This is a genomic window from Nitrospira japonica, assembly GCF_900169565.1.
Lineage (GTDB): Bacteria > Nitrospirota > Nitrospiria > Nitrospirales > Nitrospiraceae > Nitrospira_C > Nitrospira_C japonica_A.
The window spans coordinates 2,308,758-2,329,072 of record NZ_LT828648.1 but is presented as its reverse complement, the minus strand read 5'-3'; the positions used below and the strand labels follow the sequence as shown (position 1 = coordinate 2,329,072).

Below are 20,315 nucleotides of genomic sequence, written 5' to 3'. Positions count from 1 at the left end.
TGCTTGATCGAGGCCTGTCGTCCTGGGATCTGTTCTTGGTCGTGATCCCGCTGGCACTGATCGGATTGGTATGGACCAAATGGACGTGGCCCGGGATGGCCTGCGTCATCTATGGAACGGTGGGACTTGCCTTGGACCTTGCCAGCTTGACCGGCGCGGCGGGGGAATCCCAGCCCCGCCTCACACCGTTGAACTGGCTGAGCGGAGGCTTCAACCTTGCGCTGACCGTCGCCGGTTGGCACGCGTTCGTGCGATCGCTCTGGGGAGACGGGCCTCCAACACCCCTCCCTCCCAATCCTCCTGCCCCTTCTTCGTCCTCAACAGCCTGACGGATTCGAAGCCGGCCGCATTCAACCAGGCCGTGACCTCGGCCGCACGATAGGTATCGCCGGTTTCCGTGAACAAGAGCATGGACACGGCGAACAGGCTGGCATCCTCCGGGCGGAGCCCTTCCCGATCATGAAGGAACGCGTCTTGGATGATGAAGCGCCCTCCCGGATTGAGCGCCGCCCTGACCCGCCGAAAGATCGACCGGTTCTGCTCGGGAGAATAGATGTGCAGGACGTTCGAATACCACACGACGTCATAAGAGCCGGGAATGGGATCGGCCAACAGATCCAGCGGGAGATACCACAGTCTTGCACCGGCTTGATGGTTCTTGGCGATCGTCTTCGCCACCCGGAGCGCGGCGGGACGATCGCACACTGTCGCCTTCAGTTCCCTGTTTTTTGCAAGGAAAGCCAGGGCATACGTTCCCGGTCCGCCGCCCAGATCCAACAGGGATCGTGCCCCGCGGAGCGAAATCCTCTCAGCGAGACGGGGCGCGAGATCCATCGTGCGCTGATGCATCGCCCAGGTGAATCTCGAACGATGATCCGGCTGATCGGGCTCGTCATGATCGACCGGTTTCCCGGTCCGCACCGATTCGGTCAAGCCGGCCCAATCGTTCCATTGGCTGGTGAGCAGATCGAGATACCGGCCCCGATACGCAGGATGACGGGCATTCAACAGCGTCGAGCCCAGCCGGCCGTTCCGGTATCGAGTCCCCTTCTTGACGAGCAACCCGGCCATGGCCAGATTCCGGCAGAGGATCGTCACGCCCCGTTCACTGACCTTGAGCAAGCGGGCTAATTGAGACGGGGTCCACGTCGACGTGCCCATGGCGGTGAAGAGCTTCAATTCGAGCGCGGTGAGGATGATTCGCGGGAGGCGATAACCGGCAAGCAGGTCGCGGAATTCCGAAAAGGTCTCCGGCGGGCCGGTCATGCCGCTCCGCCGATTTGCCGGCGGCACCAGCGGATGAGATCTTCAACCTTGGAAAGATTGTGAAAGTCGACCGGCCGCTCGAACGTCACCGCGACGTATTCGTCGTTCATCTCGGACTGCTCGGAGAATCCCGACTGCAGAAGGAGGCTCCTGAATTTCGACACGGCGGGCTGGATGAAGTACTTGGCTTGTTTCGCGATCTCGTCGGTCCCCAGATCCTCCGGCGTGCCGTCGGACATCAGGCTCATAATGTCGTCCATCGCCACACCGTACTGGCACAGCACCTTTCCTTCCGGCTTGAGTTCCAATAGCCAGCCGTCGGCCCCCAGGTCCAGCGCCAACGCGCCTCCCGGCTCGAGTTCGTAGAACTGTGGAAACGTTTCGTTCAGTTTGGTCCGGGCTTCAGACCAGCCGGGCGACGTCGGAGCGCTCATGCGGATTGTCCCATGGCTCGTTCTTTTCGCTCACGGAGATCCTGAAGGCGTCTGGTGTTCTCGTCCAATTTCGGCAGCTGATACTTCCGGTCCATCTCCACCACGCGTTCGAGCAACGCAACCGCCTCGTCGAAACGGCCGAGCTCTTCATAGCACTGGGCCAATACATAGCGCGCTCCGCCCGCGCGGAGTTCGTCGTGCGCCCGCTCCGCAATGGATTGGCTGGTTTGGCAGCAGGCAATCGCGTCATCATGACGACGCTGCATCAAGAAGGTCCGTCCCATCATGCGCCACGCATCCGCCGTGCCGCCTTGATTTCCCAAGCGACGCATCAGCACGAGCGAACGTTCATAACACCGGATGGCCTCCTCGAATTGACCGGTCTCTCTCGCAATCAAGCCGAGATCGGAATACAGCACCGCTTTGGCCGCCTCGTCATGCGTCTTGGTCATCAAGTCCAATGCTTCCAGGTAATAGGCCCGGGCGCGTTCCCACTCCCCCGCATCCGCGCGCAGATTACCCAGATTGGCCAGCGTCGTCCCGATCCCCTTCTCGTCGCCGAAGACTTTTTGCAATTCCAATACTTCCTGATAATAATCCTGCGCCGCGTCCCGCCGGCCGCTGACCGCACAGATGTTGCCGAGATTGCCGAGCGTCGCCGCCAACGCGCGCTGGTCGCCGGTCATCCGGTCGCATTCGAGGGCTTTGGCATAGCAGGTGTAGGCCTCGGTATAGTGTCCGAGCGAGAAGTGCTCGTTCCCCTGCCGATTGAGTTCCTCCGACAAACCGTTCTTGAGCATCACGGCGGCGAATCCTTCAGCGCCAGCTCGACCACCGGCTTGGCTCCGGTAAGAATCGAAACCCCATCACCCACCAATAGTGCGTCGAACGCATACTTCAGCAATCGGCGAAGCCCTTCCCGCGCCTTGCCGGCATCGGCATACTTCTCCGCAGCCAAGAGGCTCACCGCCCCCGCGGGCTTTCCGATCAAGGCATCGCCGACGACGAGGATGCCCTTGCCCTGCGGAATGAAGAGCGCCGACTCCCCGGGAGATTTTTGATCGGTTAAACGGACCACCCACAGCCCGCCGGGCAACAGTTCACCGTCCTTGAACGTTCTCGTAGGCTGAAGGTCCATCTGGCCGGCATCCTCATGTGGTACCCACAGCTGGCAACGGAATTCGTGTCTGCACGTCTCGGCCTCGCGCCGGTGGTCGCGATTCGTGACGACGATGTACTCCACGCCTCCCTGCCGGCGGATCAACGTGGTCGCTTCCGCCGTCAGGGGCGGCGGATCCACGAGAATCTTGTGTTCGCCGATCGCCAGAAACAGCCCGTTGAAGTCGAGCTGCTTCTCCTCGGAGAACCAGGACCATTGCCAGATGCCGTGAAACAGTTGTTTCATGAATGACCCGTCGTCGCGCGGCCTGGAGCGCTTTCGTGCGGGAAGCGGCGGTTGACCGCCCGCGCCTGAGATGGAAGGGAAGGGTCGCGTCGGTTCATAGCGCCGCAACCGCGTCTTTCACGACTTTCGTGACCTTGGTCTCGATGCCCGGTTCGTTGGGCAGATCGATGATGTCGTCCTCCGGAAGCGTGATGAACTTCCGGTTCGGCCCTTTCGTGAGGGAAATCAAAAACATGCTGTTGGAAGACGAGACAGGTATGACGACCTGCACCGCGGGGTCTATGGCCTTGACGATCTCCAACAACCTCTGTTTCCCGGCTTCGATCTCATCCATGGGACATTCCGCCTTCCATCGGCCGCATGGCTACATCTTGTTTCCCGATGCCGCCAGCAGTTTTTCGACCTCCGCCACGATCACGTCGGCACCCGCAAGGTCCATGTTCCCCACGCGCTGCCATCGAATCACTCCCTCTTGATCGATGACATACACGTTGGGAATGAATTTCCCCCCTCCGTACAACTTATCCGTCACCTTCCCGGGATCCAATAGGTACGGATACGTCACCTTGACGGGAAACGCCGAAAGAAATTCTCCGACGTCCTTTTTCGCATTGCCGGCGGAGTTCACGCCGATCACCGCCACGTTCTTCCCTTGCGTTGATTCGTAGACCTTCTGAAGATTGGTCCCCTGCATCATGCAAGGATCGCAGATATGGAACAACCCCAGCACGACGACCTTGCCCTTTTGGGACGCGAGACTCACCGTGTCGCCCGTCAACGCGTTCAACGTAAAATCAGGGGCTTTCTCCCCAACCTTGAAGAATCCCGCCGCCAGCACGCCATACGACACCAGCATCGGCACCGCCAAAGCCGCCGCTACGATAAGGATGGACCGTTTCATGACGCCTCCTTCTTCTTGTCGACCCGCGCGATCCCGCGGGTAAGCGGCCGGCGGATGCCGGCCGCGTCCGCGAACACCGAACCGTCGTTCGGACACGTTCCGGCTATCCTACCACGTGGTTTTTTTGAGGAGCAACGACGGAGAATGCGGGGGAGGTCAGCATCGAAGATCGGCGGTTCCGACGCGCCCCGTAAGACGGGCCATCCCGCGGCGCGCCTGCTTGGCCAAAGGCAATTTGACGATCCACGACCGGACCGGTTGTATCGCGCGCGCCAATTGCCGAAGGAACCGGCGATGACGGAGCCATTCGGGCGCATCATAGACCACCCGATGTTCGTCGCGGCAAAGCTCGAGCGCATAGCGCCACTGCTCCAGTATCGTATCTTTCAGCGCATAGTACAGCGCGGGCCCGTCGTGCTCGTCGATGCCGTCCTGCTGGTTGAAGAGCAGGCTTTTCGGCATGCGCGCCGCCAAATCCAGCACGTCGGCGTCTGCCCGGATCGCCGTCCAGATCGCAGGAGGCAGCTCCGCATTCATCATCTGCTGCGCCTGTCTCAAGCCAAGCAACACCATGCGGCGGCACTTCCACCGGTTCGCCGTGGAAAGCACCCGGTCCCAGTCCGGCGATTGCGCCCGGATCAGCGCGGCCACGTCCACGACCCACTTCAGCCGTTCCCACGCATGCTTCGATCCGTGCACGCACAAGATGATCAACAGTTCCTCGGGAGCGATGGTGCTGATCCGCCCTCCCTCGACCGACAGGGACATCCGCCGGTCCCAAATGTCGGGGCGGTCCAGGCGGAACGAGAACTGTTCATGGGCCATGACCCATTGCAGATCCACCAGCAAACGGCTCGTCTCATGCACATACAAATGGTAGGGCTCGTGGTAGTGCGCAGCCTGAAAGGACTCGCGGGACTGACTCAGGGGCCGATATCCATGAGCCGTCAGGATGTCCTGCGCCTCGGCCAGACGGGCTTGCGGCACGATGAAATCCAGATCGTCGAAATCCCGAAGGTTGGCGTCCTTGTACGCCACCGCGGCGAGCGCGGCCCCCTTGAACGGAATGGCCGGCAGGCCCCGCTCTTCGAATGCCCGGCTGATCCGGACCGTCTCGCGGACCAACGCACCGTTCAGCAGCGTACCGGCCTGCGTCACTTGGCGAAGCGCCGTCAGAGCCGCGGGCGGCACCAGATCCGCGCAGGTTGCGGAGATCGACCGCCACAGCAACGGACCGACCCCGTGAAACCGCGCGAGGTCCAGCACCAGCGACCAATCGAGCAGTTCCAGAGCCGTTTCTCTGACGCGCTGCCGAACCGCATCGCTCAGGGATGTGCGGGCGCACAACAGGATGAATCTCGCCTCGGGAAACCAGGACGAAGTCGGCGTCCTCTTAAATCCCAAAATTGGAGCGAGCGGGGTCACCAGCTGTTCAGACGATTCCTGCATCATCCCCTCCTGCTTTCTATGGGCACCAGCGCCTGAAACGCCCTCACGAACGGCGACAGATAGAGTCCGGATACGGATGTGAACTCCCGGCGGTCGGCATCGGGAAGGCCGACGCTCAATGCTTCCCGCCTCCCCGGTAGGTATAACGTGCCGAACAGCGCATCCCAGACGGCCAGCTTGACCGCGAAGTTCTTGTTCCAATGATGCGCGTCCACGCTATGATGAATCTGATGATGCGCGGGGCTCATGAAGACTCGATTCAATACCGGTCCGTAGGAAAACCACACGTGAGAATGCCGCAAGTGCGAGCCCAGGATGCCGGAGACGAACGTGAAGACGCTCACCCCGAACACCATGGTGATCCGCTGCTCCTCTCCCAGGATATTCTGGTACAACACCGCGGCCGTGCCCAAGACGGGCGCTTGAATCGCCGCGAAGGCGAGCAGCTCGACCGGATGCACTCGGAACGCCGCGGCCGGCGTCAACACCTCCGCCGAATGGTGAACCCGATGAAACGACCAGAGCAGCGGGATCCGATGAAACAACACGTGAGTGCAGTAATTGACGAAGTCGTGCAGCACGAACCATCCCACCGCCGCAGCCGCGATTCCCGTGACAGACAGGGTGTGCGGCGGCTCCCAACCCCAACTCCCGACGAGCAACGCCGTCATGGCCTTCGCGCCGAGCAGACCCATGCCAGTCATGACCGGCGTGTACAGCAGGAATTGAAGCGTCAGGTCACAGATACCGAATTTCCAGTCCAGCCTCGTCGAAGGGTGCCGATACAGCCGCGCGGGAAACGCAAACTCTACGAATGATCGGCACTCCGTCTCACCGCGCCGCTTCACCGCCAGAAACAGGATCCAAGCGATCACCAGGCTGGACAATAGATAGGGCCAGGCCAGCGGGTGGGACAGGTCCAGAATCGCCAGGGGAATCTGGGCAAGCGCGGCCCGGACATTCGACCAGGACGAGACGGCCTCCAAGCCGTACTCGGCCGCCCGCTCGACGAACCAGGTGATCGCGTCAATCGCCATGGCTGTTTACGCGCTCTTGCGCAGCTCCAGGAGAGGCTTGATCAAGTCCGGCAGATCCAGGATATCGCGCCCGAAATGCAGGCGATAGCAGTCCGTCTGCTGGACCAGTTTCGACAGGGCATGAAACTCGCGCCGCGCCACCTCCTGATCGTAGACCAGCAATCCCTGAGGCATGAGCGCCTCCAGGGCGCGGCTTTTTGCCAGGGGTTCGAGGCAGCTGTGCGGCATGTCGACGACGTGGGGAAACATGATGATGGCCGGCACGCACGACGTGCCGATGGAATTCTCGTACAGATCTTCGGCATGGAAGAATTTCTTGCAGATTCCCTGCTGCAACAATCCGGTCGGCGCCGTTCTGAGTTCCGGGAAAAACTCCACGCTATGGTCGGTGACATCGATCTTCATCGGAAACGCCAGGAGTTCCATGTGACCGCCGAGGTCTCGGATCAACGGGTAATCATCGGACAAATAATGAAAGCCCGAACGAAGCAGGGATAGAAACGCCGTTGTCTTGCCTTGACCGCTGTAACCGGGAATCAATACCCCGCGACCTTGAAACTCCAAGGCGGTGGCATGGACCGTGAACAAGCCCCGCCGCTTGAGAAGTTCCGAGAGCGCGAAATGAAAAAAGCTCGTGCGGACGTCCGCGTGCATGGCCTCTGGATTGATGAAATAGCCTTCGGCCGTTCCGAGCACCCCATCGATCACCAAGAGGCCTTGATCATGGAAATCGGCGACCAGCCGGTCTCTGTCCTGTACCACGTCACAACGCCAGATCGACCGCAGGGAATCGCCCATGGCCGGTCTGGTTCCGGAAAACAACGTTTTCGACGTCTTGGATATGCGATAGGGGATATCCGCCGTGCTGCGGACCTCCTCGAAGCGAACCGTCAGGACTGTTTTCTCGGAGGCGGACTCGCTCCGGTAGTGCCGAAGAAACGCCAGGACTGGCTCCGCCAGCGTCACGGACGACGCGTGATAGTGCAATTCGATTCCATGGAATGCGAACAGATAGTCCTGCACCGGCTTCGCTTCGATCATCTCGCACCTCTTCTTGTTGCTCGCTCTGATGCCACCAGTAGCTGGCCGATCTTCAGAGACCGGCCAGCCATGGAATGACGGCAAGGTCGGAACACAATTAGTTATCGTTGACCTTGTCGCGATACTTCTCCCGGTACTTGCTGCCGGTGATGTCGCGCAGCAATTCGTGCGCCATCAACACAGGCTCCGTATAGGATTCCTTCTGTTGAGCATCCATTCTTCTTCACCTCCTTTCCAGTGTTAAGAGTCCCTCGTGACCCAATTGGGTGACGAGAGCCAGAAGATCGTCGGCAATGCGCTCGGGCGCCGCGTCGTATCTGGCGCACAGCCCCTCGTGAATGTCCTGCAGCGATTCGCTCCCGGTACAGTGCTCCCAGACGGCGGACCCGACCCGATTGAGCGTGTAGTACCGTCCGCTGGTGAAATCCAACAGCACGGTCTCCCCGTCCAGCGTCGTGCCCTGCACGTTCGTGCTGGCCCGCGGGATCGAGGCCATCAACTCCTGGCGCTTGCCTTGGTCACCGCGTTCGACTTGCTGCCGCTCCTCTTCGCTGAGCAGGGCGCGGGCGGCTTCGGCCAATTGTTCTGTGCCGGCTGAACCACCGACGTGCGCCTGCTCCGCGTCATCCTCCGACACATCCGGCCTCAAGTCTGCTGTAATGAAGGGTTGTCTGCTCATGATCGACGCTCCTCCTTTTCCGTCTCGTCCGCATCCCATGGCCGGCGGACTTCCATTCACCTTCCTGCCACCGGCCCCGCGTGCCCGTCTCTTCAGTCGCCCTCAGGCGGTTCCCGTAAGGAGCAAGTCCGCCAGGGCGTCGCCGATCCGCTGACCCGTATGATTTTCGAACAACGTAAACGCCGGACTTGTGTTCACTTCGAAGCAATAGTAGGAGCCGTCAGGCGTCCGGCGAAGATCGATTCCGCTGAGGCTCAACCCGATCCCGCCGACGAGATCCAGACAGCGGGCATGGATCGCCGGAGGCAACTCGACGGCGCGCATGCTTCGGCGGCCGCCCTCATCCGCCGCGTACCGATAGTCGACGCCGTCGGAGACCACCTCGGTTGCGAAAAGTCGGTCCCCGACCGTATGCACCCGCAGGTCCGTGCCGGGAATCATCTCTTGAAACTGCGTGGGGCATTCCCGCACCAAGTCCAGCCGCGCGAAATCGTCGGGGGTCAGCCGTTTCACGATCGATCGCTCGGAGCTGATCGACTTGTAGATGACACGGCCGCCACACTCATCGTAAAAGGCACGGGCTTGCTCCGGCACCATCGTGACCAGGGTCTTGGGAACTCGAAACCCGTACCGTTCGATCAGCTGCAGCTGATAGGGCTTCGACATGTTGGTGTGCGAGGCCTGCCTTCGATTCACGACGAGGACCGGAAGGCTCTCCGCGAACTCCCACAGCGACGTGACGGCCATCCGCGCGGCCTGCATGGAGGTGTCACGGCTGGTCATCGCGCGAAGGTAGACGGACTCGATGTCGGACCCACGGACGATCCGATTCCCCAGCCCGATCCGGTCCGAGACGCAGCCGTCTTCGATCGCCCACGACAGATTCCACGTGTCGCCGTCGGCATCCGGATGGACGAGCATCAAGTCAGCGTTCCGGACCGCCAGTCTGGCACAGACGTTGGCCAGCACCGGATCCGCCATGGGTCCCACGAGCAGAATCATAAAATGCCATACTCCTCTCTTCCGACAAACAATCGGCAAGACGCTGCACGAGCCGGCGCTGCACCGCCCTGGTGCAGCGCCAATAATTGGGAGCACCGTTCACATCGAGACAACAGATCCGCCCGTCGGCAGCGACCACGACGTGGCATTCGGCAAAACTCAAACCCAGCGCGCGGACCAGGTCCACGCAACGCCCGGTCGGAAATACCGGCAGATCGGCGGTACGTTGCGACGATTCTTCATCCGCGTGAAGGATCGTCGCGGCCGCGTCCCCTCCCACGACATAGACGGTCATGCGTTGACCTTGCGGAATCGCCTGGAGCGAGACGGCATGGCGCTCCATCACCTGACGGATGTGCTCGATCCCATTCTGCCGACTGAGAACGACTCCCGGCTCCGCCGACCCCAACGCCTTGAGGTACGCCTGCTCGTTCCAGGCCGCAAATTGCAGAACGGCGTCGGCCTCACTCGACGTGTACCGGGCAGCCGGAAGATCGAACCCGCAATCACGTGCGATCTGCGCAGAGACCGCGCTGCCTCCGAGCAGAGCCGGACGTCCTCCCGGCACCGGCCGGTTGATCACCGGGCAAGGAAGGCTGTTCAAGAAGGCAATCCACGCCGCCGTGGTCTCACGGAGGACGTAATCACGATCCTGGACGGAGAGATCGTCGAGAAGCAGCGGAAGCGGCAGGACCCACTGGACGAACACGCCTCGAAGGGCACCGCACTCAAAAGAGCGGCCGTCGATGACCATCGTACCCGCCACGGTCGGTGAGCCGGCCGCCATCGGCCAATTCAGCCGGATTCTGTCCAGGAGTTCGGCCCGGGGGATGAGGAGTACGTCCAATCCACGCCTGCACAGTTCCGCGTGTACCAGCGACGCCCAGGGATCGGTCGTATCGGCCAGCACCAGTACCACGCTCGAGGATTCTCCCTTCAAGATCGGATCGCCTTCCGCTCCACTGCGCCTGCCTGAAAGGCCGCGCCAACTTTTTGGCAGAGTAGTTCAGGATCCTGATATTTCCTAGCTCCCTGGAAGCAGGGATCCGGCCCTACTTAGGCAGGTCAGTAGTACTGCTTGGAGCGAGACACCGAACCATGCGGAGACGCTGTTCGAGACGGTGGCGAACGTTGCTCGGGAAGAAGAATCTTGAAGAAGTGTGGCGAGGATGCGGCCGTCAGGCCACGCGTGCGGAATCGGTCGGAGTAGGCCGGCTGTGAGTGCCCTCCTCACTCACCGTGAGCTCGGGATACGAGAAGGTCACAGCGTACTGTCGCCATTGGTCGCTCGGCTCGTGAAACGGTTCCCGATCGAGCGTGAGCCATGCATGGCCGTCGAGCTTCAACCCCTCTCGCTTGATCCCACAGTGCAATCGCACGGGACAGCCGGCGCGTCTGGCCAGCCAATAGAGCGTCACGGCCCGAGGAAAACAGTTGCCCTTGGTGTTATAGGGAAGGAGTTCCAGCCAGCGATCCAGATAGTAGACTCGATGTTCCAATGTGGCGAGATCGCGGCCGGCTGCCAGTGCCCCACGATCGAGCATGCCCAAGACGTTGGGGAGACTCTTCCACCTCAACAAGAATCGCACGGCACACACGAGCAGTCCCACCAGGGCAATCGTCCCGTACTTCGATAGCATCTGGATCATGATCGGCTCAGTGTAACAGGGCGGGAGGGGAAATCCAGTGTTCGCGCGGTCTGCGATACCTAGGCGGTCAGAAATAGTCAGATGAAGAACACGTGGCGGGTCGTACATCGGAGCCGACTGCCGGACGGAACCCGCGGCGGCTACGCAGATGGTTCAAACAGTCCCAGCTGCAGTTCTTCTGCCCTGGTAAAGGAAATCGGATACTTTTCGGTGAAGCAAGCGTTGCAATACTGGGTGGGCGAGCCGGGGGCGGACTTCAACATGCCCTCCAAGCTCAGGTAGGCGAGGCTATCGGCCGTAATGTATTTTCTGATCTCCTCGATCGAGTGACTCGAGGCGATTAGTTCCTTTTTCGTCGGCGTATCGATACCGTAAAAGCACGGAGAGATGATCGGCGGGGAACTGATCCGCACGTGGACTTCCTTCGCACCGGCCTGCCGGATCATTTTCACGATCTTGCGGCTGGTCGTACCCCGTACGAGCGAATCATCGACGACCACGACGCGCTTGTCCGCCAGAACCTCGGGGACGGCATTCAATTTGACCTTCACGCCGAAATGGCGGATGGACTGTTCGGGCTCGATGAACGTCCGGCCGACGTAATGGTTTCGGATCAGCCCCGTCTCAAATCGGATGCCTCCGCCTTCGGCATATCCCAGGGCGGCCGGCACACCGGAGTCCGGCACCGGAATCACGATGTCGGCCGGCACCCAGGATTCCTGAGCCAGTTGCCGTCCCAACGCCTTTCTGATGCCGTAGACCGCATTGGCGCCGTAAATCCTGCTGTCCGGCCTGGCAAAATACACGTACTCGAAGACGCACATGGCCGGATCCGCCTGGGGAAAGGGATGATGGCTCTCCAACCCTTGATCGTTGATCACGATCAGTTCGCCCGGCTCGATTTCCCTGACGTATTCCGCGTCGAGCAAGTCGAACGCGCAGGTCTCCGAGGCCACGATCCAGCTGCTTCTCAGCCGTCCGATGCACAGCGGCCGCAGCCCGTGCGGGTCCCGCGCGGCGATCAGGCCGTTGTCCGTCATCAGCGCGACGGAAAAGGCGCCGCGGACCTGGCTCAAGGCATCGATCACGCGAGCGAGGAACGTGCTGGCCCGCGAATGGGCGATCAGATGGATGATGACTTCGCTGTCGGAGGTGGATTGAAAAATCGCGCCGTACGCTTCGAGTTCGTGCCGCAACACTTGGGCATTGATCAAATTCCCATTGTGCGCCAGCGCCAGGTTCCCGAACGCGAAGTTCACGATCAGCGGCTGCACGTTCTTCAGATCCTGCCCGCCCGCGGTCGAATACCGGTTGTGCCCGATGGCCATGTATCCCGGCAACGATTCCAGCACCGACTTATTGTAGATATCCGCGACGAGCCCCATCCCTTTTTGCACGAAAAACTGGTCGCCGTCCCCGGAGACGATGCCGGAGGCTTCTTGCCCGCGATGCTGGAGGGCATAGAGGCCGAGATAGGTCAGATTGGCGGCCTCTTCATGGCCGTAGACGCCGAATACGGCGCATTCGTCGTGAAATTTGTCGGGAGAAATCAGTGGAAGTTCTTTGATCATGATGCCACTGCCGTGGGTAGGATGATCCCTGGTTATTCCTGTACCAATGTCCGTTCCAGCGAGTGGGCCCAGGCCTCGTACAGTTCCGAGACCGGCCTATCGATCACCCTCGTCGTCGAATGCGCGTCCCTGACGTAGGCCACGAAACGCGCGCCCCCGACTCCTCCGATGATCTCGGCCGGCACGCCGCGCTGCCGCGCATGTTCCAAAACAGCCTCACGATTTTCGGGTTTGGACGACAAGACGACTCGCGACTGGCTTTCTCCGAACAGCACCGCATCGTGCCTCAATCGTCCGACTGGTAATGTTACCACAGCACCGAGCCTTCGGTCTTCGGTGGAGATACAACATTCGGCCAGCGCGACGGCTAGGCCTCCATCTGAGCAGTCGTGGGCCGACTGTACCAGACCCGCACGGATCAGGCTCAAGACACAATCCTGCACATGCCGTTCGGTTTCCAGATTCAGAAAAGGCGGAGACCCCTGTTCACGGGAATGCACGACTTTGAGATATTCCGATCCGCCGAGATCTTCCCTCGACGAACCGAGCAGAATGATGTCGTCGCCGTCCTGCTTGAACCACTGGGTCATGGCGCGGTCGGCATCCTCGATCAGCCCCACCATGCCTAGCATGGGGGTCGGATAGATGGACAGTCCGTTCGTCTCGTTGTAGAAACTCACGTTGCCGCTGACGATGGGGACCTGCAGGAATTCGCAGGCGTCCTTGAGACCTTCGATGGCCAGCACGAACTGCCACATGATCTCCGGCCGCTCCGGGTTACCGAAATTTAGACAGTCCGTCAACCCGATCGGCTCCGCTCCCGAACAGACGAGATTGCGGGCCGCTTCCGCGACGGCCAATCTCGCGCCTTCATAAGGATGGAGCAGGCAATAGCGCCCGTTGCAGTCCACGGTCATCGCCACAGCCTTGCCGGTCCCCTTGATCCGAACCACTGCGGCATCGGAGCCCGGCCGAACGACGGAATTGGTGCGGACCATGTGATCGTATTGCTGGTAGACCCATCGTTTGCTGGCGATCGTGGGCGACTCCAACAAGGCCAGCAACGCGGCATTCGCGTCCTTGACGTCTGGCACCGCATCGTAGTTCAGATTGGCCAGCATATCCTGATAGGCGGGCGGTTGGTGCGGCCGTTCATAACGAGGTCCGTCGTCTGCCAGTGCCTTGGCGGGAATCTCCGCCACCACCTGCCCTTGATCCTTCACCCGGAGCATGCCATCGCCGGTCACCCGTCCCACGACCGCGACGTCCAGGTCCCATTTCCTGCAAATCCGGATGCAGTCGTCCTCCTTACCGGCCTTCGCCACCATCAACATGCGTTCCTGCGACTCAGAAAGCATCAATTCATAGGGGGTCATGCCGGGCTCTCGCCGGGGAACATTCGTCAGGTCGAGGTCGATCCCATTGCCGGCCCTCGACGCCATTTCGCACGAGGAACTCGTCAGACCGGCTGCGCCCATGTCTTGGATGCCCACCAGAAGATCCTCCGCCATCAACTCAAGGCAGGCCTCCAACAATAGCTTCTCTTGGAACGGATCTCCGACCTGGACGGTAGGACGCTTCTGCTCCGACTGGTCGTCGAACGAATCGGACGCCATCGTCGCGCCGTGAATGCCGTCACGACCGGTCTTCGAGCCGAAATAAATGACGGGGTTACCGACGCCGGCCGCCGTGCCCCTGAAAATCTTGTCCTTGTGCGCCACGCCGAGGCAGAACACATTCACCAGCGGATTCATCGAGTAAATGTCGTCGAACCGGACTTCGCCGCCGACGGTGGGCACGCCCATGCAGTTCCCGTATCCGGCGATCCCGGCCACCACACCTCTCATCAGATGACGGTTTTTAGCCGAACTCAGCTCGCCGAACCGTAACGAATCGAGCAGCGCGATCGGCCGCGCGCCCATCGTAAAGATGTCGCGCAGGATCCCTCCCACGCCGGTCGCCGCGCCCTGATACGGCTCGATGAACGACGGATGGTTGTGCGACTCCATCTTGAAGACGACGCAGAGGCCGTCCCCGATGTCGACGGCGCCGGCGTTTTCACCCGGTCCCTGCACCACACGCGGGCCGGTCGTCGGCAGTTTCTTCAAATGCACGCGCGAGCTCTTATACGAACAGTGTTCTGACCACATCACGGAAAACATGCCCAATTCCGTGAGATTCGGATCGCGCCCCAGGATCTCGACGATCTTCTTGTACTCGTCGTCCGTGAGATTGTGCTGGGCGATGAGATCGCGCAGTCGTGAGTCACCAGCGGTCATCGTTATCTCGTCCCTTCGTCATGCCAGGCCGCATCGCCCCGATATCTTGGGATCCGCCATGCTTCGCTTCGACGGCCGATCCCCGGCGTCACACTCCCGCCATTTTCAGCTCGCTCCGCTTTCCTCTCATCGTCTCCAACATGGACGCAAAGATCAGACGTCCGTCTTCATTTCCCAACAATGCTTCTGCGCAGCGTTCGGGATGGGGCATCATGCCCAAGACGTTGCCTTCGGCATTGCGAATGCCGGCGATCCCGTCCAAGGATCCGTTCGGATTCGCCTCCGTGCCGACCGTGCCGTCGGCGGCACAGTACCGAAAGACGATCTGGGCGTTCGCCTGCAATCCCGCGAGCGTTACCGGGTCCGTATAATAGCTGCCCTCGGCATGTGCGATTGGAATCCTGAGCACTTGTCCGGGGACACAGGCGTTGGTGAACGGCGTGGCCGCATTTTCGACCCGCACGAAGACGTCCCGGCAGACGAAATGCAGTTCGCGGTTCCGCAGCATCGCGCCGGGCAGCAATCCGGCCTCGAGCAGGATTTGGAACCCGTTGCAAATCCCCAACACCATCCCGCCCTTTGCGGCAAACTCCTTGATCCCCGTCATGACGGGCGAGAACCGTGCGATCGCCCCCGTGCGTAAATAGTCGCCGTACGAGAACCCTCCGGGAATCACGACCGCGTCCAATCCGGCCGGCAACGCATCTTTGTGCCAGACCATCGCCACCGTTTGACCGAGCACGTCTTGAAAGACATGGCGGCAATCGTGATCGCAATTGCTGCCGGGAAACACCACGATCCCGATCTTCACGTCTCCCCCCTCCTACCATGCCGTTGAGTAAATGCCCTTGCGCGGGTGGCACTGACAGAGGGTGCCCGCCGCGTGCAGAGGGGGTCCCCCACACCGGGCGGGGGAACGAGCACGGCGGACTCCGCCGGTGACAGGACCCGCGCTCTTGTTCCGAAATATTTCACGACAACTCGTACCGATATTCTTCGATGACCGTATTGGCCAGCAGCTTTTCGCACATCTGCTTCAGCAGAGCTTCCGCCTTGGCCCTGTCCGTTTCGTTCAGGTCCAGTTCCATATACTTCCCGACACGGACGTTCGACGCGCTCTGAAAGCCCAACGATTGGAGCGCATGCTCAATCGCTTTCCCCTGCGGATCAAGAATCCCCTGCTTCAATGTCACGTGGACTTTTGCTTTCACGATTGGCTCCCCCGATCCTGTTCTGCCTTGCTCAACCCGTCGATGTACCGCCTGATCCGGAATATGGCAACGATCGTCAAAATCCCCGCGAAGACCAGGGCAATGAAGGCCCACCGCCACGGAGAATCCTCCAGCCGATAGGCCATGAGACCGACCACGGCGGCCCACACCAACACCGCCGCCACGAGTCCATAATTTAGAAACCCCTTCAGCATTCTGTCTCTTCCTCGCCCTCCTCCCTCCCTTCACGAAGGTTAATTAGGAGAGGCTGAGTGTTGCGCCGCGACATCAGCGGAAACTCGGATAACCACATTTATCTTGACTCGGTGGCCCGTGCGGGTGGCGGCGAACGGGCGCCCTAGCGCACGCAGCGGGGGTCCCCACACCGGGCGGGGGTGCGAGCACGCTGGGGCTGTTCGCCGACAGGACCCGCGGCGCCTATCCGCAGACTCGCTTCAATACCTCCTGATACGCCTCCTCGATCCTACCCAAGTCCTTCCTGAATCGATCCTTGTCCATCGACTCCTTCGTCGTCTGATCCCAGAACCGGCAGGTATCCGGAGAGATCTCATCGGCCAGGATGAGCGTTGCATTGTACAGGCCGAACTCCAGCTTGAAGTCGACCAGGATCATCCGCCGTTCGCCGAAGAACGGCTGCAGCACGCCGTTGACTTTCAGCGCCAGCTTCCTGATCTCCGCCATCTGTTCGGGCGTCGCCAGCTTGAGCAGACGCACGTGATCGTCGGCAATCAACGGATCCCCGAGCGCGTCGTTCTTGTAATACCACTCGACGATCGCGGGCTCGATCGGTTCGCCTTCCTTCAACCCCAGGCGCTTGGCCAGGCTGCCCGCGACGACGTTCCGCACGACGACCTCGACCGGCACGATCGCGACCTTCTTGGTCAGCATCTCGCGGTCGCTCGTGCGCGCGACGAAATGCGTCGGCACGCCGTTCTGTTCCAACAACCGGAACAGCCGCTCCGACACTTTGTTGTTGACGACCCCTTTTTCAAGGATAGTCCCGCGCTTCTGTGCGTTGAAGGCCGTCGCGTCGTCCTTGAAGTACTGGACGACCTGATCGGGATCTGACGTCGTGAAAATCTTCTTTGCCTTGCCCTCGTAGATCATGGTGCCGCTGGTCATGGCGCCTCGCAATCAGGCCCGTCACTGAGCCAATGTTTCGATGAGTTGGTCGAGGGACTTCGACGTGCCGAGCAAGGTGGGGTGGCCGAATCGCCGCGTATATTGAAACTCCTTCACCTTTTCCAGCGACAGAATGAGGTTGTGGAAATCCTCCAGGTTCGAGGTCTCGAAATAGGTAATGAAGTCCAAATCGTCCAGCCCGCTGGAGTGATAGAGCTTCCGCTTCACAGTTTTGTGATAGGGCAGCGCCGCTTCGGTGTGTTCCTTCATCATGACCGCGCGCTTCTCCTGATCGAGCGCCCACCATTCGGCGCTCTTTCTGATCGGAATCACGATCGCATAGGGAACGGGGCCCGGCTCACTGGCAGTCTTCAGATCCGCCTTCATCTGGTCGGGAAACCCCGGAACGTAATTCGCCTTTTTGCTCATCCCGTTCAGAACGCCCGCCCCTTTCAGATAGCGTCCCATCGGACTCGCATGGAGATCGACCAGGAACTTCTGCGAATCCCGCAAGTCCGCCGCGTGAATGCGGAAGAGAACGTCCGCATGGTCGGACAGCCCTCGGAGGAGATACAAATCGATCGCGACCTTTTCGCGATGCTGCTCGACCACGCCCTTCAAGGCAGTCAGGTGAGCGATCTTTGCCGGAGCGTCCAGCCTGCCCCATTCTTCCGTCAAGCCGAACGCGGCAAAGGTCCCGTAGATGCCCGGTTCACTGAGCAGCTTGTCCCGATCGGCGGCGGCGTAGGACGCCGACACCCACCCTCCCAATAGGACACACAGCACAATGGCATACAGCCCGGCACAGCGTGATCGACTCATCGGCCTCCTCGCTTTCTTTGGGCGCCCCTTCTCCGTCCCGGGCCTCTGAACACCCGACGAAATACTTGGTCGAGGTGCCGCAGATAATACCGCGGGTCGAAACAGGCGGCAATTTCGCTCCTCTTCAAATGTCGCGCGATGAACGGGTCTTTGGCCGCCAAGTCCTGCAACATGCCCGCGCCTTGCCATGACGCCATGGCGTTGCGCTGGACCGCCTCGTACGACTCCTTCCGCTGAGCCCCTTTGGCGACCAGTGCCAACAGCAGGCGCTGCGAATATACCAACCCTCCGGTCAACTCCAGATTGCGTTTCATTCGCTCCGGATACACGACCAGGCGGGCGATCAGATCGGTGACCTTCGCCAGCATGTAGTCCACCAGAATCGTGCTGTCCGGCATGATCACGCGTTCGACGGACGAATGACTGATGTCCCGCTCGTGCCACAGCGCGACGTTCTCCATCGCGGCCAGGCTGTTGGCCCGTACGAGGCGGGCGAGACCGCACAGGTTTTCCGATACGATGGGGTTGCGCTTGTGCGGCATCGCGGACGAACCCTTTTGACCCTGGGAAAAATATTCCTCGGCCTCCAGCACTTCCGTCCGCTGAAGATGACGGATCTCCGTGGCGATCTTTTCGATCGTGGCGGCCAGCAAGGCGAGGGCCGTGGCGAAGGCCGCATGCCGGTCCCGCTGCACCACTTGATTCGACACCGGATCGACGGACAGCCCCAGCTTGGAACAGACGTAGGCCTCGATCTCCGGCCCTTGATGGGCGAACGTCCCCATCGCCCCGGATAGCTTGCCCACCGCAATGATGCCGCGCACCTGGCGCAGCCGTTCCAGATGCCGACCGATCTCTTCGTACCAGATGGCGAGCTTGAACCCGAACGAAATGGGCTCCCCATGGATGCCGTGCGACCGGCCGACCGTCACGGTCCGCTTGTGCCGCAAGGCCTGGTCCTTCAAGACCTTCTGAAATCCTTCCACCCCGTCGAGAATGAGATCGAGTGCCTCGGTCAGCTGCATGGCGAGCGACGTATCCACGATATCGGAGGACGTCAGTCCCATATGCAGGAACCGATGCTCCGGCCCGACGTCATCCGCCAGCGATTCAAGAAACGCGATGACGTCATGCTTGGTCACCAACTCGATTTTCGCGATGCGCTTGACGTTGATCCTGGCCTTCCGACGAATTCTGGCGGCGGTACCGCGCGGTGCCTGGCCGGCCCGTTCGAACGCCGCACAAGCCTGCAATTCCACCTCGAGCCAGATCTCATACTTGTGTTTGAGATCCCAAATGGCCTTCATCCCCGGACGGGTATACCGATCGATCACGATGCCCTCTTCCTTGTCATATGTCCTTCACGGCCGCCCGGACGCCGCTTTGCGCTTGGCTTCCAACCGCGCTTCAGCGGCCAGGACCTTGTCCAACACACCGTTGACGAACTTGGCCGCTTCGTCATCGCCGAAGTCCTTGGCCAACTCGATCGCTTCGTTCATCGTGACCTTCGCCGGCACATCCTCGCGCCACAGGAGTTCATAGATCCCCAGACGCAGAATATTGCGATCGACGACCTGCATCCGGCTGACCTTCCAATTGGTCGCATAGCGGCCGAGCAGCGCGTCCAATTCGGCCCGATGCTCCAACACCCCGCGGACTAATTCTTCCGCGAAGGCCCTGACGTCTTCCGTCGCCTCGCACTGGTTCCAGAACTCGTCGAGCCAGACGCCGGGCTTGCCGTGGATATCGTATTGGAACAGGATCTGGAGCGCCCGTTCACGAGATTGATGGCGGGAACCCATGATCAAGCGGAACGCCTTCGAGCCGGCCGCCGCACGCCGTCGTGTTTGAGTTTTTCAGCGGACGGTGCGTCTCCGACCCGCAATGCCCGCATCACCGTCGCCATCTCGATCGCCGACTTGGCGGCCTCTCCGCCCCGATTGAACTTGGCCGGGTCCGCCCGTTCGATCGCCTGCGCCACCGTATCGGTGGTCAGTACCCCGAAGATGATGGGGACATCGGCATCCAGCGCCGCCTGACCGATCCCCCGGCTCGCCTCTCCGCTAATGTAGTCGAAATGCGGCGTATCCCCGCGAATCACCGCGCCGAGACAGATCACCGCGTCGAATCGCTTCGTCGCCGCGAGCGTCCGCGCGATCAACGGAATTTCGAATGCCCCCGGCACGCGCACCACTTCGACGTCCTGCTCGACGACACCATGTTTCATCAAACCGTCCAGACAGGAGGACAAGAGTTTGCTCGTCACGAACTTGTTGAACTTCGCGACGACGATCCCAAACTTCAACCCCGTCGCGTTATGGGAGCCCTTCCTGAGCTTCATCCTTCTGTATTGATCCCTTCCCGAGACATCCCGATCACAAGACAAGAGGCAGGAGTGCACCACATGCACGTTGACCTGGGCGAGC

22 protein-coding genes and 1 pseudogene are annotated in these 20,315 nt (G+C 60.8%); all 23 read right to left on the bottom strand.

Going from position 1 to position 20,315, the window contains the following annotated elements; translation table 11 throughout:
• Positions 1 to 210: 210 nt before the first annotated feature.
• A complete protein-coding gene (locus tag NSJP_RS11260) occupies positions 211 to 1,266 on the bottom strand; it encodes a methyltransferase (RefSeq protein ID WP_080886993.1) in 1,056 nt (351 codons plus the stop codon).
• Complete coding sequence (locus tag NSJP_RS11255; protein WP_080886992.1) at positions 1,263 to 1,700, bottom strand: hypothetical protein; 438 nt, start codon at positions 1,698 to 1,700, stop codon at positions 1,263 to 1,265. Before NSJP_RS11255 ends, NSJP_RS11260 begins: the two co-directional genes overlap by 4 nt.
• Positions 1,697 to 2,500, bottom strand: a complete 804-nt coding sequence (locus tag NSJP_RS11250; protein ID WP_231989538.1) for a tetratricopeptide repeat protein — start codon at positions 2,498 to 2,500, stop codon at positions 1,697 to 1,699. Before NSJP_RS11250 ends, NSJP_RS11255 begins: the two co-directional genes overlap by 4 nt.
• Positions 2,500 to 3,105: an MBL fold metallo-hydrolase gene (locus NSJP_RS11245; protein WP_080886990.1), complete on the bottom strand. Its 606-nt coding sequence runs from the start codon at positions 3,103 to 3,105 to the stop codon at positions 2,500 to 2,502. The genes NSJP_RS11250 and NSJP_RS11245 overlap by 1 nt, the downstream gene beginning before the upstream one ends.
• Positions 3,106 to 3,199: 94 nt before the next feature.
• Positions 3,200 to 3,439 carry a hypothetical protein gene (locus NSJP_RS11240; protein WP_080886989.1) on the bottom strand — a complete coding sequence of 80 codons (240 nt, stop codon included), beginning with the start codon at positions 3,437 to 3,439 and terminating at the stop codon, positions 3,200 to 3,202.
• Positions 3,440 to 3,469: 30 nt separating this feature from the next.
• On the bottom strand, positions 3,470 to 4,006 hold the full coding sequence (locus tag NSJP_RS11235) for a peroxiredoxin family protein (RefSeq protein ID WP_080886988.1): 537 nt from the start codon (positions 4,004 to 4,006) through the stop codon (positions 3,470 to 3,472).
• 156 nt (positions 4,007 to 4,162) lie between these two features.
• The gene (locus NSJP_RS11230; RefSeq protein WP_080886987.1) at positions 4,163 to 5,458 is read right to left on the bottom strand and encodes a nucleotidyltransferase domain-containing protein; all 1,296 of its coding nucleotides are present in this window, start codon (positions 5,456 to 5,458) and stop codon (positions 4,163 to 4,165) included.
• Complete coding sequence (locus tag NSJP_RS11225; protein WP_080886986.1) at positions 5,455 to 6,492, bottom strand: sterol desaturase family protein; 1,038 nt, start codon at positions 6,490 to 6,492, stop codon at positions 5,455 to 5,457. Before NSJP_RS11225 ends, NSJP_RS11230 begins: the two co-directional genes overlap by 4 nt.
• Before the next feature lie 6 nt (positions 6,493 to 6,498).
• Complete coding sequence (locus tag NSJP_RS11220) at positions 6,499 to 7,533, bottom strand: phosphoenolpyruvate carboxykinase (ATP) (RefSeq protein ID WP_080886985.1); 1,035 nt, start codon at positions 7,531 to 7,533, stop codon at positions 6,499 to 6,501.
• A gap of 223 nt (positions 7,534 to 7,756) precedes the next feature.
• Positions 7,757 to 8,212: a PqqD family protein gene (locus NSJP_RS11215; protein ID WP_172834289.1), complete on the bottom strand. Its 456-nt coding sequence runs from the start codon at positions 8,210 to 8,212 to the stop codon at positions 7,757 to 7,759.
• A gap of 102 nt (positions 8,213 to 8,314) precedes the next feature.
• A complete protein-coding gene (locus NSJP_RS11210) occupies positions 8,315 to 9,214 on the bottom strand; it encodes an ATP-grasp domain-containing protein (protein ID WP_155970115.1) in 900 nt (299 codons plus the stop codon).
• Positions 9,138 to 10,154: a hypothetical protein gene (locus NSJP_RS11205; RefSeq protein WP_155970113.1), complete on the bottom strand. Its 1,017-nt coding sequence runs from the start codon at positions 10,152 to 10,154 to the stop codon at positions 9,138 to 9,140. Before NSJP_RS11205 ends, NSJP_RS11210 begins: the two co-directional genes overlap by 77 nt.
• Positions 10,155 to 10,392: 238 nt before the next feature.
• A complete protein-coding gene (locus NSJP_RS11200; RefSeq protein ID WP_172834288.1) occupies positions 10,393 to 10,863 on the bottom strand; it encodes a lasso peptide biosynthesis B2 protein in 471 nt (156 codons plus the stop codon).
• 140 nt (positions 10,864 to 11,003) lie between these two features.
• Positions 11,004 to 12,434, bottom strand: a complete 1,431-nt coding sequence (gene purF / locus NSJP_RS11195; protein ID WP_080886980.1) for an amidophosphoribosyltransferase — start codon at positions 12,432 to 12,434, stop codon at positions 11,004 to 11,006.
• Between the two features lie 32 nt (positions 12,435 to 12,466).
• Positions 12,467 to 14,713: a phosphoribosylformylglycinamidine synthase subunit PurL gene (gene purL, locus NSJP_RS11190; protein WP_080886979.1), complete on the bottom strand. Its 2,247-nt coding sequence runs from the start codon at positions 14,711 to 14,713 to the stop codon at positions 12,467 to 12,469.
• An 88-nt stretch (positions 14,714 to 14,801) separates the two neighbouring features.
• Complete coding sequence (gene purQ, locus NSJP_RS11185) at positions 14,802 to 15,524, bottom strand: phosphoribosylformylglycinamidine synthase subunit PurQ (protein ID WP_080886978.1); 723 nt, start codon at positions 15,522 to 15,524, stop codon at positions 14,802 to 14,804.
• Between the two features lie 160 nt (positions 15,525 to 15,684).
• Entirely contained in the window at positions 15,685 to 15,924 is a 240-nt protein-coding gene (purS, locus tag NSJP_RS11180) for a phosphoribosylformylglycinamidine synthase subunit PurS (RefSeq protein WP_080886977.1), read from the bottom strand.
• The gene (locus NSJP_RS11175) at positions 15,921 to 16,139 is read right to left on the bottom strand and encodes a hypothetical protein (protein ID WP_080886976.1); all 219 of its coding nucleotides are present in this window, start codon (positions 16,137 to 16,139) and stop codon (positions 15,921 to 15,923) included. Before NSJP_RS11175 ends, purS begins: the two co-directional genes overlap by 4 nt.
• Before the next feature lie 223 nt (positions 16,140 to 16,362).
• Complete coding sequence (gene purC / locus NSJP_RS11170) at positions 16,363 to 17,067, bottom strand: phosphoribosylaminoimidazolesuccinocarboxamide synthase (RefSeq protein ID WP_080886975.1); 705 nt, start codon at positions 17,065 to 17,067, stop codon at positions 16,363 to 16,365.
• A 21-nt stretch (positions 17,068 to 17,088) separates the two neighbouring features.
• A complete protein-coding gene (locus NSJP_RS11165; protein WP_080886974.1) occupies positions 17,089 to 17,889 on the bottom strand; it encodes a chlorite dismutase family protein in 801 nt (266 codons plus the stop codon).
• Positions 17,886 to 19,223 carry an adenylosuccinate lyase gene (gene purB / locus NSJP_RS11160; protein ID WP_080886973.1) on the bottom strand — a complete coding sequence of 446 codons (1,338 nt, stop codon included), beginning with the start codon at positions 19,221 to 19,223 and terminating at the stop codon, positions 17,886 to 17,888. Before purB ends, NSJP_RS11165 begins: the two co-directional genes overlap by 4 nt.
• Positions 19,224 to 19,250: 27 nt before the next feature.
• Positions 19,251 to 19,691 (bottom strand): transcription antitermination factor NusB, encoded by a 441-nt coding sequence (nusB, locus tag NSJP_RS11155; protein ID WP_080886972.1) that lies wholly within the window; start codon positions 19,689 to 19,691, stop codon positions 19,251 to 19,253.
• A gap of 80 nt (positions 19,692 to 19,771) precedes the next feature.
• Positions 19,772 to 20,230: pseudogene (gene ribH, locus NSJP_RS11150) on the bottom strand (6,7-dimethyl-8-ribityllumazine synthase); the annotation flags it as partial.
• Between the last annotated feature and the right edge of the window lie 85 nt (positions 20,231 to 20,315).